General features: G+C 70.8%; 13 protein-coding genes and 1 rRNA gene. 8 read left to right on the top strand and 6 right to left on the bottom strand.

Annotated elements, in window-relative coordinates; all coding sequences use genetic code 11:
• Positions 1 to 117 precede the first annotated feature (117 nt).
• A 5S ribosomal RNA gene (gene rrf, locus ACP4J3_RS05375) occupies positions 118 to 234 on the top strand.
• Positions 235 to 344: 110 nt separating this feature from the next.
• On the opposite strand, the gene ACP4J3_RS05370 is transcribed toward rrf, so the two are convergent.
• Genes ACP4J3_RS05370 through ACP4J3_RS05350 form a run of 5 tightly spaced genes read right to left on the bottom strand, consistent with a single transcriptional unit; the run spans position 345 to position 5,955 of the window.
• Positions 345 to 1,655, bottom strand: coding sequence for a DUF58 domain-containing protein (locus ACP4J3_RS05370; RefSeq protein WP_426530903.1), 1,311 nt, complete (start codon positions 1,653 to 1,655; stop codon positions 345 to 347).
• Entirely contained in the window at positions 1,655 to 2,644 is a 990-nt protein-coding gene (locus ACP4J3_RS05365; protein ID WP_426530901.1) for an AAA family ATPase, read from the bottom strand. The genes ACP4J3_RS05370 and ACP4J3_RS05365 overlap by 1 nt, the downstream gene beginning before the upstream one ends.
• Positions 2,644 to 3,846, bottom strand: a complete 1,203-nt coding sequence (locus ACP4J3_RS05360; RefSeq protein ID WP_426530899.1) for a DUF4350 domain-containing protein — start codon at positions 3,844 to 3,846, stop codon at positions 2,644 to 2,646. Before ACP4J3_RS05360 ends, ACP4J3_RS05365 begins: the two co-directional genes overlap by 1 nt.
• A complete protein-coding gene (locus ACP4J3_RS05355) occupies positions 3,843 to 4,607 on the bottom strand; it encodes a DUF4129 domain-containing protein (RefSeq protein WP_426530897.1) in 765 nt (254 codons plus the stop codon). Before ACP4J3_RS05355 ends, ACP4J3_RS05360 begins: the two co-directional genes overlap by 4 nt.
• 7 nt (positions 4,608 to 4,614) lie before the next feature.
• Positions 4,615 to 5,955 carry a hypothetical protein gene (locus ACP4J3_RS05350; RefSeq protein ID WP_426530895.1) on the bottom strand — a complete coding sequence of 447 codons (1,341 nt, stop codon included), beginning with the start codon at positions 5,953 to 5,955 and terminating at the stop codon, positions 4,615 to 4,617.
• A 140-nt stretch (positions 5,956 to 6,095) separates the two neighbouring features.
• Here ACP4J3_RS05350 and mtnA point away from each other — a divergent pair, with 140 nt between their 5' ends.
• The 7 genes from mtnA to ACP4J3_RS05315 all read left to right on the top strand — a co-directional run bounded on the left by mtnA (position 6,096) and on the right by ACP4J3_RS05315 (position 15,121).
• Positions 6,096 to 7,250 carry an S-methyl-5-thioribose-1-phosphate isomerase gene (mtnA, locus tag ACP4J3_RS05345; RefSeq protein WP_426530893.1) on the top strand — a complete coding sequence of 385 codons (1,155 nt, stop codon included), beginning with the start codon at positions 6,096 to 6,098 and terminating at the stop codon, positions 7,248 to 7,250.
• Positions 7,251 to 7,410: 160 nt separating this feature from the next.
• Complete coding sequence (gene mtrA, locus ACP4J3_RS05340) at positions 7,411 to 8,100, top strand: two-component system response regulator MtrA (RefSeq protein ID WP_015659998.1); 690 nt, start codon at positions 7,411 to 7,413, stop codon at positions 8,098 to 8,100.
• Between the two features lies 1 nt (position 8,101).
• On the top strand, positions 8,102 to 10,180 hold the full coding sequence (gene mtrB / locus ACP4J3_RS05335; protein WP_426530890.1) for an MtrAB system histidine kinase MtrB: 2,079 nt from the start codon (positions 8,102 to 8,104) through the stop codon (positions 10,178 to 10,180).
• Positions 10,170 to 12,011 carry an LpqB family beta-propeller domain-containing protein gene (locus ACP4J3_RS05330; protein WP_426530888.1) on the top strand — a complete coding sequence of 614 codons (1,842 nt, stop codon included), beginning with the start codon at positions 10,170 to 10,172 and terminating at the stop codon, positions 12,009 to 12,011. Before mtrB ends, ACP4J3_RS05330 begins: the two co-directional genes overlap by 11 nt.
• Before the next feature lie 146 nt (positions 12,012 to 12,157).
• Positions 12,158 to 13,165 carry a ComF family protein gene (locus ACP4J3_RS05325; protein ID WP_426530886.1) on the top strand — a complete coding sequence of 336 codons (1,008 nt, stop codon included), beginning with the start codon at positions 12,158 to 12,160 and terminating at the stop codon, positions 13,163 to 13,165.
• Positions 13,166 to 13,481: 316 nt separating this feature from the next.
• Positions 13,482 to 14,174 carry a ribosome hibernation-promoting factor, HPF/YfiA family gene (hpf, locus tag ACP4J3_RS05320; protein ID WP_426530931.1) on the top strand — a complete coding sequence of 231 codons (693 nt, stop codon included), beginning with the start codon at positions 13,482 to 13,484 and terminating at the stop codon, positions 14,172 to 14,174.
• 200 nt (positions 14,175 to 14,374) lie between these two features.
• The gene (locus ACP4J3_RS05315; protein WP_030951627.1) at positions 14,375 to 15,121 is read left to right on the top strand and encodes a response regulator; all 747 of its coding nucleotides are present in this window, start codon (positions 14,375 to 14,377) and stop codon (positions 15,119 to 15,121) included.
• A 2-nt stretch (positions 15,122 to 15,123) separates the two neighbouring features.
• On the opposite strand, the gene ACP4J3_RS05310 is transcribed toward ACP4J3_RS05315, so the two are convergent.
• Positions 15,124 to 16,296 (bottom strand): winged helix-turn-helix domain-containing protein, encoded by a 1,173-nt coding sequence (locus tag ACP4J3_RS05310; protein ID WP_426530883.1) that lies wholly within the window; start codon positions 16,294 to 16,296, stop codon positions 15,124 to 15,126.
• Positions 16,297 to 16,313: the final 17 nt, after the last annotated feature.

Below are 16,313 nucleotides of genomic sequence, written 5' to 3'. Positions count from 1 at the left end.
TAATGTGTGGAGGTGACCGGTACTAATAGGCCGAGGGCTTGTCCATAGAGGCTCGCGTCCACTGTGTTGGTTCTGAGGCAACGACCGTGTTGTGTCCGGTTGATTGTTTCATAGTGTTTCGGTGGTTATAGCGTGAGGGAAACGCCCGGTTACATTCCGAACCCGGAAGCTAAGCCTTACAGCGCCGATGGTACTGCAGGGGGGACCCTGTGGGAGAGTAGGACGCCGCCGAACAAATTTTAAGAAAGCCCCCGGCCGGGGATACCGGTTCGGGGGCTTTCTGCATTTGTGGTCTGTTCGCCGGTCGGGGCTCTCCTGAGGACAGGAGAGCCCCTTCGGGTTGATTACAGACGGCCTGCTGTCTTGAGGGCCAGGTATGCGTCTGCCAGTGCCGGCGCGAGTTCCTCCGGTGTCGCGTCGACGACCGTAACCCCGTGTCGGCGGAGTTGGTCTGCCGTGCGGTGGCGTTCGCTCTGGGATTGGGCGGCGGCTGCGGCCTCGTACACTGACTCTGTGTTTCCGCGTGCTGTTGCCATGTAGGCGATGTGGGGGTCCGCCACTGATGCGAGCAGAACTGTGTGGCGCTGGGTGAGCTGGGAGAGGACGGGGAGCAGCCCCTCTTCGATCGGCCCCGCGTCGAGGGTCGTGAGCAGCACGATCAGGGAGTGGCGGGGAGCCGTACGGAGAGCGGTGGCCGTAAGGCCTCGGGCGTCCGTTTCGATCAGCTCGGGTTCGAGTGTGGCCATGGCATTGACCAGGGAGGGGAGGACATCGCCTGCCGTCCGGCCCTGGACGAGGGCGCGCACTCGGCGGTCGTAGGCGAGGAGGTCCACGCGGTCGCCGGCTCTGGATGCTAGGGCGGCCAGGAGCAGGGCGGCGTCCATGGAGGCGTCGAGGCGTGGGGCGTCGCCGACTCGGCCTGCCGAGGTGCGGCCGGTGTCCAGGACCAGGAGGATGTGGCGGTCGCGTTCCGGGCGCCAGGTGCGTACGGCGACCGTGGACTGTCGGGCCGTAGCGCGCCAGTCGATGGAGCGGGTGTCGTCGCCGGGGACGTATTCGCGCAGGCTGTCGAATTCTGTGCCCTCGCCGCGGGTGAGAACGCTGGTGCGGCCGTCGAGTTCGCGCAGGCGGGCCAGTTTGGACGGCAGGTGCTTGCGGCTGGTGAACGGCGGGAGGACCCGTACCGTCCAGGGGACTTTGTGGGTGCCCTGGCGGGACAAGAGGCCCAGGGGGCCGTACGAGCGGATCGTGACGCGGTCGGCCTGGCGGTCGCCTCGGCGGGTGGGGCGTAGGCGGGTGGTGATGCGGCGGCGTTCGCCGGCGGGGATTGTCAGGCGGTGGCGGGAGGCCGCCATTTCTGTGCCGGGCTGCCAACTGCTGGGTGGCCATGCGTCGCGGAGGCTCGCGCGGAGTGGGCGGCCGGAGGGGTTGGTGATGGTGAGGGTGACGTCGGCCGTCTCGCCCAGGCGTGTCGAGGTGTCGCCGGAGCGGGTGAGGCCGAGGCGCCGTACTGGTGCGGCCAGGGCGAAGTCGCAGGCGCATGCCGCGACCAGGGGGGCGTTGACCGCGAGGATGCCCGTCCAGCTCGGGTCCCAGAGGCCTACGGGGAGGGAGCCCAGGGCCGCCAGGAGTGCGGCGCGTCCGGTGAGTGCCATCAGCGGGGGACGGGGACGTGGGCGAGGATTGCGTTGATCACGGAGTCGGCGGTGACGCCTTCCATCTCGGCCTCCGGGCGGAGCTGGACGCGGTGGCGGAGGGTGGGGAGGGCGAGGGCCTTCACGTCGTCGGGGATGACGTAGTCGCGGCCGGTCAGCCAGGCCCAGGCGCGGGCGGTGGCGAGGAGGGCCGTGGCGCCTCGGGGCGAGACGCCCAGGGTCAGGGACGGCGATTCCCGGGTGGCTCGGCAGATGTCGACCACGTAGGCCGTGATCTCCGGGGAGACCGTCGTCTTGGCCACGGCCGCGCGTGCCGCCTCGAGGTCTGCGGGGCCTGCCACGGGGCGTACGCCGGCGGCGCGCAGGTCGCGTGGGTTGAAGCCCTCGGCGTGGCGGGTGAGGACGTCGATCTCGTCCTGACGGGTGGGGAGCGGGATCGTGAGCTTGAGGAGGAAGCGGTCCAACTGGGCTTCGGGGAGGGGGTATGTGCCCTCGTACTCGACCGGGTTCTGGGTTGCGGCGACCAGGAAGGGGTCGGGGAGCGGGCGAGGGGTGCCGTCGACCGTGACCTGGCGTTCCTCCATGGCCTCCAGCAGGGAGGACTGGGTCTTCGGTGGGGTGCGGTTGATCTCGTCGGCGAGGAGGAGGTTGGTGAAGACCGGGCCGGGCTGGAAGGAGAACTCGGCGGTGCGGGTGTCGTAGACGAGGGAGCCCGTCACGTCGCTCGGCATGAGGTCGGGGGTGAACTGGACGCGCTTGGTGTCGAGTTCGAGTGCGGATGCGAGAGCGCGGACGAGCAACGTTTTGGCGACCCCGGGGACTCCTTCTAGTAGAACGTGTCCGCGGCAGAGGAGGGCGACGACGAGGCCGGTCACGGCGGGGTCCTGGCCGACCACGGCTTTGGCGATCTCGGCGCGCAGGGCTTCCAGGGAGGCCCGGGCGGTGCCCGGGTCCCCGGTGTTCCCGGCGTTGTCAGTGGTCGGGTCCATCATGGACGGCGTACCTCTCTTTCGAGGGCGTCGAGTTGGTCGGCGAGGGAGATGAGTGCGGCGTCGTCGCTGGGCGGCGGGCCGAAGAGGAGGGTGTGCAGGGTCTGTCCGTCTCCGTGGTTGTGGAGGTGGGCGGACAAAGCGGGGAGCAGGGCTTCGGGCGCGTGCGCCTGGGAGACGGGGACACCTACGAGGGGGGCGAGGCGCGTGCGGGTGGTGGAGCGAAGAGCGGCGGCCGCGCGGTCGCGGGCGTTGGCCTTGCGGTAGAGGCGGGCGCGGCCTTCGACGGTTTCGGAGGCGCGGATCGCCACGGGGAGTTTTTCGGGCACGAGGGGGCCCAGTCGGCGTGCCCGCCACAGGGCGGCCAGGGCTGCGGCGAGGAAGAGCTGAAGTGTGCCCCAGAGCCAGCCCGAGGGGAGCAGGTCGAAGAAGCTGCGTTCGTCGTCCTCGTCGGCGGCTGACGTGTCGGACAGCGAGGGGAGGTACCAGACCAGATGAGGGCGGGAGCCGAGGAGTTGGAGGGCGAGGGAGGCGTTGCCCTGCTCGTCGAGGTGTTCGTTGTGGAGGATGTCGGGCGCGCCGAGGACGACGGTGTCGCCGTCCCCGTCGGTCTCCGGGACGCGCAGGAGGGTGGCGAGCCGGTCGCTGGGGTAGCACTCGTCGGCGTCGAGGTGGGTCGTGGTGTAGCGGATGCCTCCCAGGTCGGCGGTGCCGGCGCGCTGGGCGGCGGGCAGGGCGCAGTCGGGGGCGAGCTCCGAGTCGAGGCTGGTGGCGGGGTCCGCGGTGACCCCGGGGGCGAGCCGTTCGACGGACGAGCTGCCGGGGGCGACGAGGACGGTGCGGCCTTCGGAGCCGGCTGTCGCCGAGCGCAGCCAGGACTGTTGACGGTGGGTCAGCAGGTCGGGGGCGGCGACCAGGAGAGTGGTGTTCGCGGCGGTCGCGGCGCGTGCCTCGTCCAGGGAAGTGACCACGCGTGTGTCCACCCCGCGGTCGGCGAGGAGTTCGGCGACGGCCCGGCTGCCCTTGGGGTCGGCGGAGCGAGGGTCGAGGGCGCCGTGCTGGGCGCCGGAGCGGATGGTGGCGATCACGACGGCCGCCGCCAGCAGGAGCCCGACGGCGAGGGCGACGCCTCGCGTGCGGGTCCACACCTGGCGTGCGGTGGGCGAGGCCGAGGTGGACGGGAGCGTGGCCTCGGTGGTCATTCGGCGGCTCCCTGGCGGGCGTTGTGGGCCGTGCTGGGAGCGCTGCTCGCGAGTTGGGGCTTGCTGCTCTCCAGGTCGCGGTCGAGTTCCGCGAGGCGCTGGTACGCCTGCTGGGTCGAGGCCCGTCCGCCGTATGTCACGTCGTCGAAGTCACGGGCGGCGGTGCGCAGTCGGTCCGTGTGGGCGGGCAGTGAGCGCCCCGCTTCGGCGGCGGCTTCGTCCGCGGTGCGGCCGGGGCGGACGTCGAGCAGCGCGCGTTCCTCGAGGGAGCGGACGATGGCGCGCATGCGTTCCTGGACGGCCTGGTTCCAGTGGGCCTGGGCGGCGTGTGCGTCGGCGGCGGCTCGGTGTTCGGCGGCGCTGCGGGGGCGGTCGTCGAACAGGGCGGCGGAGGAGGTGGGTTGGCGGCGGGGGGTGCCGAGTCGCCACCACAGGGCGCCGAGGACCGCGAGGACGACGAGGATGATGACGACCAGGCCGAGCGGTCCTCCGGGCGCCACGGTCGAGGCGCTGCTGAACAGGTCCTCGACCCAGTCCCAGAAGGCGTCCAGGGCGCGCTGGAACCAGCTCGGTTCGTTCTCGTGGTACATGCCCTTGGACAGCTCGCGCCGGGCGGCTTCCCGCGCGGGGTCGCGGGGGATCGTCAGGGGCGGCTCGTCGTCGGAGCGTGCGAGCAGCGACAGCACGGATGTGTCGCCGCCCGGCCATGTGTGTTCGGGCAGCGCTGACGCTGCCGTGAGAACTCCCCCCGCAAGGCTCACCGGTTCTTCAGCTCCCCGGAGTGTCGGTGGCGCCGTAGCCCTGGACGCCGGCTGCTCGGGCCAGCTCGAGGTCGAGAGCCTCGCGGCGGATGCGCTGGTCGATGTAGAGCAGGACGGTGACGCCGGCCGTGATCGGGAAGGTGATCATGGAGCCGATCACCGAGCCGACGCCGCTGACGATGAGGAACGTCCAGCCGAGGTCGGTGGCGCCGTTGAGGATGTCGGTGGTGGCCTCGCCGCTGAGGGCGGCGGCGAGGAAGGTGAAGGGGATGACGACGATGGCCGCGATGATGTTCGCGATGATCGTGGCCAGCAACTGGATGCCGAAGACGCGCCACCAGGAGCCGCGGACCAGCTTTGCGGAACGGCTCAGCGACTTGACGATGCCCTGCTTCTCCAGCATCAGCGCGGGGGAGGCGAGGGAGAAGCGGATCCAGAGCCAGATCGCGACGACGAAGCCGCCGATGATGCCCAGGATGGAGAGTGCCACGCCTGCGTCGCCGGAGCCCGCGGCGGCCAGGAGGATGCCGGGCAGGGCACCCGCGAACACCACGCCGAAGGCCATGAGCAGCAGCAGGATGAGCAGGCCGAAGAGCCGCGGTACCTGAGGGCGTGCGTCACGCCAGGCCTCGCCGGTGGTCACCGACTTGCCGAGCACCGCCCGGCTGGTGACTGCTGTCAGCAGGGCGGTCGCCACGATCGCGCCGACCATCGAGATCAGGAAGATCACGCTGGAGCTGAGCATGGCGTCGCCCATGGCGCGGGTCAGCTCGTCGAGGGTGGCGTTCGGGTCGTTGAGGGCCCCGGTGCTGACGCGGTCGTTCAGGACGAAGCCCTGGACGAGGATGACGAGGATCTCCGTCACGACGGCGATGGTCAGGGAGATGCCGAGGACCGTGCGCCAGTAGGTGCGCATGGTGGAGACCGCGCCGTCGAGGATCTCGCCGACGCCGAGCGGGCGCAGCGGGATCACGCCGGGCTTGGCGGCCGGCGGGGGTCCGCCCCAGCCTGCTCCCCAGCCGCCGTGTCCGCCCGGAGGGCCGTAGCCGGAGTGGCCGCCGCCGTAACCGCCGTAGCCGCCGGGGCCGGGTGGCGGAGGAGTGCCCCAGCCGGGGCCGGGTGGCGGGGGCGGTGGGGTCTGGCCGGGGGACCGTGGCCCCGTCGGCGCGGACCACTGGCCGGGTGGCGGCTGCTCCTTGGACCACTTCGGGCCGGAGCCTTGTGGGTCCGCTCCCGGCTGCTGCGCGTGGTCGGGGCGGTCTGCGGGCTCGGCAGGGCCGGTCGCGCCGGGCTCCTGTCCATCGGACGGGGCGGATCCGGGCGAGGCCCAGCCCGGAGTGTCTTTCATCGTCGCTCCTTCACGGTGCCCGTCCGCGGTCGCGGCGGCAGGTTGGCAGCCATCGTGCCATGGGGTGGTCGGATGGGTACCGACCGCGGTATGGGCTGTGCACCTTCAATTGTCTGCCGTACAAGGGGCAGACTTGCCGCATGGCTGATCAGTACGCGCAATCCGGCGAGGACAGCAGGCCCACCGGGATTCCGACGATCCGGTGGGACGAACCACCCGAAGGTCCCGTACTGGTCCTTCTCGACCAGACGAGGCTGCCGGCCGAGGAGGTCGAGCTGGTGTGCACGGATGCGCCCGCGCTGGTGGAGGCGATCCGTTCGCTCGCCGTGCGCGGGGCGCCGGTGCTCGGGATCGCCGGGGCGTACGGTGTCGCGCTCGCCGCCGCGCGTGGCTTCGACGTGGAGGCCGCTGCGGAGTCGCTGGCGGGCGCCAGGCCCACCGCGGTGAACCTCGCCGTCGGTGTGCGCCGGGCCCAGTCGGCGTACCGGGCCGAGCTCGCCCGGAGCGGGGACGCCGAGCAGGCCGCCGCTGCGGCGCTGGGTGCGGCGCGGGCGCTGCACAAGGAGGACGCCGAGGCCAGTGCGCGGATGGCCGAGCGAGGGCTGGCGCTGCTGGACGAGTTGTTGCCCGGTGGCGGGCACCGCGTCCTCACACACTGCAACACCGGGGCGCTGGTGTCGGGCGGGGAGGGCACGGCGTTCGCGGTGGCGCTCGCGGCGTACCGGGCCGGGCGGCTGAGGCGGTTGTGGGTGGACGAGACGCGGCCGTTGCTGCAGGGGGCGCGTCTGACGGCGTACGAGGCGGCGCGCAACGGGATGGCGTACACCCTGCTCACGGACAACGCGGCGGGTTCGCTGTTCGCCGCGGGTGAGGTGGACGCGGTGCTGATAGGGGCGGATCGGATCGCGGCCGACGGCTCGGTGGCGAACAAGGTCGGGAGCTATCCGCTGGCGGTGCTCGCGCGCTATCACCATGTGCCGTTCATCGTGGTGGCGCCGCTGACGACGGTGGATCCGGACACCTCGGACGGGGGGTCCATCGAGGTCGAGCAGCGCCCCGGGTTCGAGGTGACCGAGGTCGCCGCGCCTCAGGCGCCGGTGGTGGGCGGGGAGCCTGGGGGCGGGATGCCGGTGGCGCCGCTGGGGACGCAGGCGTACAACCCGGCGTTCGATGTGACGCCGCCGGAGTTGGTGACGGCGATCGTCACAGAGGAAGGGGTTGTGTCGCCGGTGACGGCCGAGGCGCTGGCCGAGCTGTGTGCCGGGTCGCGGCAGGTGACACAGACGACGTTGTGAGGTCGGGGGCAGAGCCGGTGGGCGGATAGAGCGGGATGAACCCGGTCATAGGTCACGCCCTGTGATGGGGGCAGGGGCAGACAGTGGCGATCGCCTACGACTAAGGTCACTGGCCGGTGACCTATCTCACCACTGCCTTCGCCACTGTTATGAGAATGGGATGATGTCGTTTATGAAGGGACGAGTCCTTGTCGTCGACGACGACACCGCACTGGCCGAGATGCTCGGCATTGTGCTGCGTGGTGAAGGTTTTGAGCCGTCTTTCGTAGCCGACGGCGACAAGGCGTTGGCTGCGTTCCGGGAGACCAAGCCCGATCTGGTGCTGCTCGACCTGATGCTGCCCGGCCGGGACGGCATCGAGGTGTGCCGCCTGATCAGGGCGGAGTCCGGCGTGCCGATCGTGATGCTGACGGCCAAGAGCGACACCGTCGACGTCGTCGTGGGCCTGGAGTCCGGCGCCGATGACTACATCGTCAAGCCGTTCAAGCCGAAGGAGCTTGTCGCCCGGATCCGGGCGCGCCTGAGGAGGTCGGAGGAGCCGGCGCCCGAGCAGCTCGCCATCGGCGACCTCGTGATCGACGTGGCCGGGCACTCCGTCAAGCGGGACGGGCAGTCGATCGCGCTGACGCCGCTGGAGTTCGACCTGCTGGTCGCGCTGGCCCGCAAGCCGTGGCAGGTGTTCACGCGCGAGGTGCTCCTGGAGCAGGTGTGGGGCTACCGCCATGCGGCCGACACGCGTCTGGTCAATGTGCATGTGCAGCGGCTGCGTTCCAAGGTCGAGAAGGACCCGGAGCGGCCGGAGATCGTGGTGACCGTCCGTGGCGTCGGGTACAAGGCAGGGCCGAGCTGACATGTCCGGGGACAGTGCCGCTGGGGCCCCCGGTCGCACCGGGTCCCGTCCGAAGCGGCCTGTCGGCCGGAAGTCGGCGGATTCCCGCTGGGGACGGTTCCTCGATGGCGGGCTGCTTCAGGGCGGAGTCCAGGGCAGCCCGGTGCTTCGTCTGGTGCTGCGCTGGGTGCGTCGGCCGGTGCTGCCCGTCATGCGGTTGTGGCGACGCAATATCCAGCTCAAGGTCGTCGTCACGACGCTGCTGATGTCGCTCGGCGTCGTCCTGCTGCTGGGCTTCGTCGTCATCGGGCAGGTGCGCAACGGCCTGCTGGACGCCAAGGTGAAGGCGTCGCAGAGCCAGGCCACCGGCGGGTTCGCGGCGGCCAAGCAGCAGTCCGACGAGGCGGCGGCGGGAATCGCCCACGACGGGGCGACGGCGGACGAGCGTGCCGAGCAGAACGTCATCCCGTGGATGAGCGCTCTCGTCACCTCGCTCTCCAGCGGTGGCCAGGGTGCCTTCGAAGTGGTGACGCTCCCGGCCTCGGCGGGCGGCGACACCGGTGGGCGCGGTCCGCGTGCCTCCGGCGGGCTGGATCCGACGGCGAGTGTGCCCGAGGACCTGCGTGAGCGGATCGACAGCAATACGGGGGCGTTCCAGAGCTATACCCGCATGATCTACCACCCCACCGAGCGCAAGGAGTCCCAGCCGGCCCTGGTCATCGGCAAGCAGGTCAACGACCCCAACGGCGACCCGTACCAGCTCTACTACCTCTTCCCGCTCACCCAGGAGGAGAAGTCGCTGAGCCTGGTCAAGGGGACGTTGGCCACCGCCGGGCTTTTCGTCGTCGTGCTCCTCGGGGCCATCGCGTGGCTCGTGGTGCGCCAGGTCGTCACGCCGGTGCGGATGGCGGCCGGGATCGCCGAGCGGCTGTCCGCCGGGCGTCTGCAGGAGCGGATGAAGGTCACAGGTGAGGACGACATCGCGCGGCTCGGTGAGGCCTTCAACAAGATGGCGCAGAACCTGCAGCTGAAGATCCAGCAGCTGGAGGACCTGTCGCGGATGCAGCGGCGGTTCGTCTCCGACGTGTCGCACGAGCTGCGGACCCCATTGACGACCGTACGGATGGCCGCGGATGTCATCCATGAGGCGCGCGAGGACTTCGATCCGGTGACCGCGCGGTCGGCGGAGCTGCTCGCCGACCAGCTGGACCGGTTCGAGTCGCTGCTCGCGGACCTGCTGGAGATCAGCCGCTTCGACGCCGGTGCGGCGGCGCTGGAGGCCGAGCCGATCGACCTCAGGGAAGTCGTACGACGCGTCGTCAGCGGGGCCGAGCCGCTCGCCGAGCGCAAGGGCACTCAGATACGCATCGTCGGTGACCAGCAGCCCATCGTCGCCGAGGCCGACGCCCGCCGCGTCGAGCGTGTGCTGCGCAACCTCGTCGTCAACGCCGTCGAGCACGGCGAGGGCAAGGACGTCGTCGTCAAGCTCGCGGCCGCGGGCGGAGCGGTCGCGGTCGCGGTGCGCGACTACGGCGTCGGACTCAAGCCCGGTGAGGCGACCCGGGTCTTCAGCCGCTTCTGGCGGGCCGACCCGGCACGCGCGCGCACCACGGGCGGTACGGGGCTGGGGCTGTCCATCGCGCTGGAGGACGCGCGGCTGCACGGCGGCTGGCTGCAGGCGTGGGGCGAACCGGGTGGCGGTTCACAGTTCCGGCTGACGCTGCCGCGGACCGCGGACGAGCCGCTGCGGGGCTCGCCGATACCCCTGGAGCCCAAGGACTCGCGACGCAATCGTGGACTTAATGACGCCGGTCTGCCGCGCGGCGGCGCCGAGAAGACCGCGATGGTGCCGGCTCAGCCCCATGGCGACCAGGTGGCCGCGATGCCGTCGAGGGACCCGATCGCGTCCCGCCTGGCAGCGGCGGCGGTCCCCAAGGCCGATCCGACGGCACTGCCCGGAAACGGCGCGCGCGTGGTCCCCCGGCCCGCTTCGGGAGCGCGGCGCCAGGAGGAGACGCCTGGCGCGGAGGAGCCGCCGGGCGAGGAAGCCGGGCACAGCGAGGAGTCGAGCAGGCATGGGGAGGCATCGCGTGGGCGCTGAGCGCGAGGGGGGAGCCCGGCGCAGGCCGGGGCGGGCGGTGGTGTACGCCGCCTGTGGCGCCGTACTGCTGGCGGGGTGTGCCTCGATGCCCGACAGCGGCAATCTGCAGGGCGTCGATTCCACGCCGCGCCAGGACACCCAGGTGCGGGTGTTCGCGATGCCGCCGCATGAGGACGCCTCGCCCTCGGAGATCGTGTCCGGTTTCCTGGAGGCGCTGACCAGCGACGATCCGGGCTACGACACAGCGAGCATGTACCTGACCAAGGAGGCGTCGGACAACTGGCGGCCCCTGCTGTCCACGATGGTGCTCGCCGACGGACCGAGCGCCGACGTCGAGCGCGTGGGAGGCCGCGAGGAGAGCGACGACCTCACGTACACGCTGACCGGCACCAAGGTCGCCACGGTCGACGCACAGCAGTCGTACTCGCCCGCCAGCGGTGACTACAGCGAGTCGATGCACCTCACCCGGGACAAGAAGACCAAGCAGTGGCGCATCGACGTGCCGCCGCGCGGTGTCGTCGTGGGCAAATCGGACTTCCAGCGCAACTACATGTCCGTCGACAGGTACTACTTCGCCGCGAACACCACGCTCGGGGCATCCCCGCACACGGCGGCCGTCGCCGATCCCGTCTATGTGCGCCGGAACGTCGATCCCATGACACAGACGGTGCGCTCCCTGCTCAAGGGGCCCACCAGCTGGCTCGACCCGGTGGTCAGGTCGAGCTTTCCCACCGGTACGGCGCTGAAGGACGACTCCACCACGCTGACGCCGGACGACCAGAACCGGCTGACCGTGCCGCTGAACGACAAGGCCGCGCGGGTCGGGCCGGCCAAGTGCAACGAGATGGCCGCCCAGGTGCTGTTCACCCTTCAGAACCTCACCCCCACCGTGGACGAGGTCGCGCTGAAGGCGGGCGGCAGGCAGTTGTGCGCGCTGGACGAGAACGGGGCGGAGGACATCGCCACGCGTGGATCTGTGGAAAGCGCCAACTATCTGTACTTCCTCGACGCCGAGCACCGGCTGGTACGGCTGGCCGCAGCCGGCAACGGCACCGCGCCCGAACCCGTGCCGGGCGCCCTCGGTGAGGGCGACACACAGTTGAGGTCCGTGGCGGTGTCGCGCGGCGAGGACATGGCGGCCGGCGTCGGCCTGGACGGCAAGCACCTGTACGTCGGGGCGCTGGTCTCGGGCGGCCCGCTCGGCGGGCCCGAGCTGTCGAGTGCCGGCAAGACGGAGGGCGAGCGGTTCTCGGCGCCCAGTTGGGATGCCCAGGGTGATCTGTGGGTGGCCGACCGCGATCCCGACAACCCCCGGCTGCTTCTGCTGAAGGAGGGCGTGGGCGATCCGCTGGTCGTGAAGATGCCGCCGGGGCTGGAGGGACGCATCGAGTCCGTGCGGGTGGCCGCCGACGGCGTGCGGATCGCGCTCGTGGTCAAGAAGGGCGAGAAGTCCTCGCTGCTGATCGGGCGGATCGAGCGGAACGAGGACGGGAAGTCGAGCGAGCGTTCAACTGTCTCGGTGCACGAACTGCGGTCCGCCACGCCTGAGATGGAGGAGATCACGGCCATGTCGTGGGCCGGCGACAGCCGGCTCGTCGTGGTCGGGCGCGAGAAGGACGGCGTGCGGACGTTGCGGTACGCACAGGTGGACGGCTCCGCGCCGGAGGGGCCCGCGCCCGCGGCCCTCAGCGGGGTGAAGGAGATCACCGCGTCCGAGGACGCGCGGCTGCCGCTCGTCGGGTATTCGGAGGACGGGGTCGTCCGGCTGCCGTCCGGGGCCCAGTGGCAGAAGGTGGTGACCGACGGGACGGCCCCGGTCTATCCGGGGTGAGGTTTCGTTCGCGGTGGGACTCCGGCTGGAAGCGACCGCCGTTCTGACGACCGCCGTTCCAGACGCCTGCGCGGGGGCCGGGGTTTTCCACAGGGGGTTATCCACAGGGGTGGCCGGTCTGCTCGGGCATTGGCACAGTGGTGGGCATGCGGGGGTGGTGGCAGGACCTCACCGACCTGGTGCTGCCGGCCGAGTGCGGAGGCTGTGGGAGGCCTCGCACGGTGCTCTGTCCTGAGTGCCGTGCCGTCCTGAGCGGGACCGCACCGAGCCGGGTGCGACCGGTGCCGGAGCCGCCTGGGCTGCCGGTGGTGCACGCGGCGGCCCGGTACGCGGACGAGGTGCGGGCCGTGCTGCTGGCCCACAAGGAACGCGGCGCACTGGCGCTCGCGGCACCGCTGGGGGCGGCCCTGGCCGGGGCTGTGACAGTGGCGCTGTCCCGGGGCTCTCGGGCGCCGGCCCGCGGGGCGGAGCGGTTCGGGAACACCGGTGCGCCTGTGCTGCTCGTACCCGTGCCGTCTGCGCGTGGGGCGGTGCGGGCGCGAGGGCACGACCCGGCGCGGCGGATCGCGCTCGCGGCCGCGGGAGAGCTGCGGCGGGCCGGGATGGCGGCGCGTGTGCTCGCCGTGCTGCGGCAGGGGCGTGCGGTGGCCGATCAGTCGGGGCTCAACTCCCGGCAGCGGCTGGACAATCTCGCGGGTGCGCTGACGGTGGCACCCGGAGGAGGCCGGCTGCTCACGGGCGGCGGTCCGGTCGTGCTCGTCGACGACCTGATGACGACCGGTGCGTCTCTGGCGGAGGCGGCGCGCGCTGTGCGGGCGGCGCTGACCGAGCAGGCCGGGCTTGATCGCACGGAGCGGTCGGGGGCGGTCCGGGACTGGGTGGAGAGCGCGGGCGTATACGGCAGAACGGCAGGGGAGGCAGACGCGTATGGATGGGGGACCGTGGAGCGCGGCGCGGGTGGTGGCGGGGCAACCGTCGTGTACGCGACGGGGAGTCGGGAAAGGACAGGGGAACGGACGGCTGCATCGTTGGAGGGCGCTGTGCGGCGAACGTGTGAGAGGCCGGGAATCATGGGTGCCGGAGGGCCCCGCGACCTGATCTGTGCGGCTGTCGTCGCTGCGTCTCCGGATTCTTTCGAAATAAACCGGAACTGACTGCGAACTTGCATCGTTGCAGGTAACGAGAGGATCCATTCACCTGAACGGAGGTACGCCGCAGTAGAGGGTGACGACATCCGTCCGGGCGAGATATGTTCGGTTGTGAGGGAAAGGCGCAGGCCATCCCCGTCATATCCGAATGCCGTGCCGCGGGTTTTGCACAATCACCCGGCGGCCATGGGGTGGAGATCTTGCCCATGGGGGAGGAGGAGGTGGAGTCACCGAGTCCGTAGGTTCCGGCGCTCACCGGAACCTGGTGCAAGAGGGAGATGCTCCGCCGATGGAGCGGAGCGATCCGGGAACGGAGTTCTGCGTGGACATCGTCGTCAAAGGCCGCAAGACCGAGGTGCCCGAGCGGTTCCGCAAGCACGTGGCCGAGAAGCTGAAGCTGGAGAAGATCCAGAGGCTCGATGCCAAGGTGATCAGCCTCGACGTCGAGGTGTCCAAGGAGCCCAACCCGCGACAGGCCGACCGCAGTGATCGAGTGGAGATCACGCTCCGCTCCCGCGGTCCGGTGATCCGGGCGGAGGCAGCGGCCAGCGATCCGTACGCGGCACTCGACCTGGCGGCGGAAAAGCTGGACGCCCGGCTGCGCAAGCAGCACGACAAGCGTTTCTCGCGCCGAGGCGCACGCCGACTCACGGCGGCCGAGGTCCCCGACCACGTTCCGGGCGCGGCGACGCTCAACGGCAATGGCCACACCGTCCAGGAAGAAGAGCCGGACGGAATTCCCACGAAGAAGATCGGCTCGCTGGAAGTGAAGGGCGAAGGGCCCCTCGTCGTACGCGAGAAGACACACGTGGCCTCCCCGATGACCCTCGACCAGGCCCTCTACGAGATGGAGCTGGTCGGGCACGACTTCTACCTCTTCATCGACTCCGAGACGAAGGAGCCCAGTGTCGTCTACCGGCGGCACGCCTACGACTACGGAGTCATCCACCTCAACACGGACCCGATGGTCACCCAGGCGCAGTCTCCCGCGGCTGGTGGCACGCTGGGCGGCTGACCCACCCGGCCGACAGCCGAGCGGTGCCCCTGGAGCGCGTGTGCGCCCCCAGGGGCACCGGTGTGCGACCACTTCGCGCCCCGCTCGTCACCGGAGTGTCGGCCGGGCATGAAATCATGGCAGCAGCGGCCCAACCGGTGGGCCGCTGCCTTGGGTTGGCGATGGCAGATGACCAGCCACAGCCTTCAGGGGGAGGAACGATGGCGGACAGCTTCGGACCGATGCGGGACGAGGATGCCGACGGCGATGTCGTCGGCATGGGCCCTGACACGGGCTCTCCACGCAAGGAGCCGATCAGAGTCCTGGTCGTGGACGACCACGCCCTGTTCCGCCGCGGACTGGAGATCGTGCTCGCGGCCGAGGAGGACATCCAGGTCGTGGGGGAGGCCGGCGACGGCGCGGAAGCCGTCGACAAGGCCGCCGACCTGCTGCCGGACATCGTTCTGATGGATGTCCGGATGCCCAAGCGGGGCGGGATCGAGGCCTGCACCTCCATCAAGGAGGTGGCCCCCAGCGCGAAGATCATCATGCTGACGATCAGCGACGAGGAGGCCGACCTCTACGACGCGATCAAGGCGGGCGCGACCGGCTATCTCCTCAAGGAGATCTCCACGGACGAGGTGGCCACGGCCATTCGCGCGGTGGCGGACGGGCAGTCGCAGATCAGCCCGTCCATGGCGTCGAAGCTGCTCACCGAGTTCAAGTCGATGATCCAGCGCACGGACGAGCGCCGGCTCGTGCCGGCGCCACGGCTGACGGACCGTGAGCTGGAGGTCCTCAAGCTGGTCGCCACCGGCATGAACAACCGCGACATCGCCAAGGAGTTGTTCATCTCCGAGAACACCGTGAAGAACCATGTGCGCAACATCCTGGAGAAGCTTCAGCTCCACTCCAGGATGGAGGCCGTGGTGTACGCGATGCGGGAGAAGATCCTCGAGATCCGCTGAGCTCAGGCGACCAGGCGGGCGAGCTCCTTGGCGAGCGGCTCGCGCAGGTCGGGTGCGTCGACCCGTTCCACCCGTACGTCCGTGCACTCCACCCAGCTCGCCGCCTCGACCAGCGCCTGGGCCACCGCCGGGACCGCTCTCGGGCCGTCCAGCGTGACCTGCTTGGCGACCAGGGTGCGCCCCTCGCGCGCCGGGTCCACGCGGCCCACGAGCCGGCCGCCGGCCAGGACCGGCATCGCGAAATAGCCGTGGACCCGCTTCTGCTTCGGTACGTACGCCTCCAGGCGGTGTGTGAAGCCGAAGATCCGCTCCGTGCGCGCCCGTTCCCAGATCAGGGAGTCGAACGGGGAGAGCAGCGTCGTACGGTGGCGGCCGCGTGCAGGAGTCTCCAGGGCCGCCGGGTCGGCCCACGCGGGCTTGCCCCAGCCCTCGACCGTGACCGGGACCAGACCCGAGTCGGCGATCACCGCCTCGACCTGCTCGCCCTTGAGGCGGTGGTAGTCGGCGATGTCCGCGCGCGTACCGATCCCCAGGGACTGGCCGGCCAGGCGGACCAGGCGGCGCAGGCACTCGGAGTCGTCCAGCTCGTCGTGCAGCAGTGCCGACGGAATGGCGCGCTCGGCGAGGTCGTAGACGCGCTTCCAGCCGCGGCGCTCGACACAGACCACCTCGCCGTACATCAGGGCACGCTCGACGGCCACCTTCGAGCCCGACCAGTCCCACCACTCGCTCGTCCGCTTCGCGCCGCCCAGCTCGGTCGCGGTGAGCGGGCCCTCGGCGCGCAGCTGCTTGATCACCTGCTCGTAGGCGCCGTCGGGGAGTGCGTGGTTCCAGTGCGGGCGGTTGCGGTAGGCGCGGCGCCGGAAGGCGAAGTGGGGCCACTCCTCGACGGGGAGGATGCACGCCGCGTGGGACCAGTACTCGAAGGCATGCGTGTCCGTCCAGTACGCCCTCTCCACCGTCTTGCGGCCCACCGCGCCCAGGCGGGCGTACGGGATGAGCTCGTGGGAGCGGGCCAGGACCGAGATGGTGTCGAGTTGCACCGCGCCGAGGTGGCGGAGGATGCCGCGGACGCCGGACCTGCGGTCGAGGGCGCCGAGAAAGCCCTGCGCGCGCAGGGCGATGCGGCGGGCCTCGTCGGCCGAGAGGGCGGTGGTGGGGCGCAGGGTCGTCATGGGCGGCACCCTAGAGG

Source organism: Streptomyces sp. UG1, assembly GCF_049974585.1.
Taxonomy (GTDB): domain Bacteria; phylum Actinomycetota; class Actinomycetes; order Streptomycetales; family Streptomycetaceae; genus Streptomyces.
The sequence above is the reverse complement of the archived record's forward strand: the minus strand, read 5'-3'. Positions and strand labels throughout refer to the sequence as shown.

Bases quoted from the DNA above. Each gene is read 5' to 3' on its own strand.
- ACP4J3_RS05310 (WP_426530883.1), bottom strand. From the start codon at position 16,296: ATGACGACCCTGCGCCCCACCACCGCCCTCTCGGCCGACGAGGCCCGC.
- ACP4J3_RS05365 (WP_426530901.1), bottom strand. From the start codon at position 2,644: ATGGACCCGACCACTGACAACGCCGGGAACACCGGGGACCCGGGCACC.
- ACP4J3_RS05350 (WP_426530895.1), bottom strand. From the start codon at position 5,955: ATGAAAGACACTCCGGGCTGGGCCTCGCCCGGATCCGCCCCGTCCGAT.
- mtrB (WP_426530890.1), top strand. From the start codon at position 8,102: ATGTCCGGGGACAGTGCCGCTGGGGCCCCCGGTCGCACCGGGTCCCGT.
- ACP4J3_RS05325 (WP_426530886.1), top strand. From the start codon at position 12,158: ATGCGGGGGTGGTGGCAGGACCTCACCGACCTGGTGCTGCCGGCCGAG.
- ACP4J3_RS05370 (WP_426530903.1), bottom strand. From the start codon at position 1,655: ATGGCACTCACCGGACGCGCCGCACTCCTGGCGGCCCTGGGCTCCCTC.
- mtnA (WP_426530893.1), top strand. From the start codon at position 6,096: ATGGCTGATCAGTACGCGCAATCCGGCGAGGACAGCAGGCCCACCGGG.
- mtrA (WP_015659998.1), top strand. From the start codon at position 7,411: ATGATGTCGTTTATGAAGGGACGAGTCCTTGTCGTCGACGACGACACC.
- ACP4J3_RS05315 (WP_030951627.1), top strand. From the start codon at position 14,375: ATGGCGGACAGCTTCGGACCGATGCGGGACGAGGATGCCGACGGCGAT.
- ACP4J3_RS05360 (WP_426530899.1), bottom strand. From the start codon at position 3,846: ATGACCACCGAGGCCACGCTCCCGTCCACCTCGGCCTCGCCCACCGCA.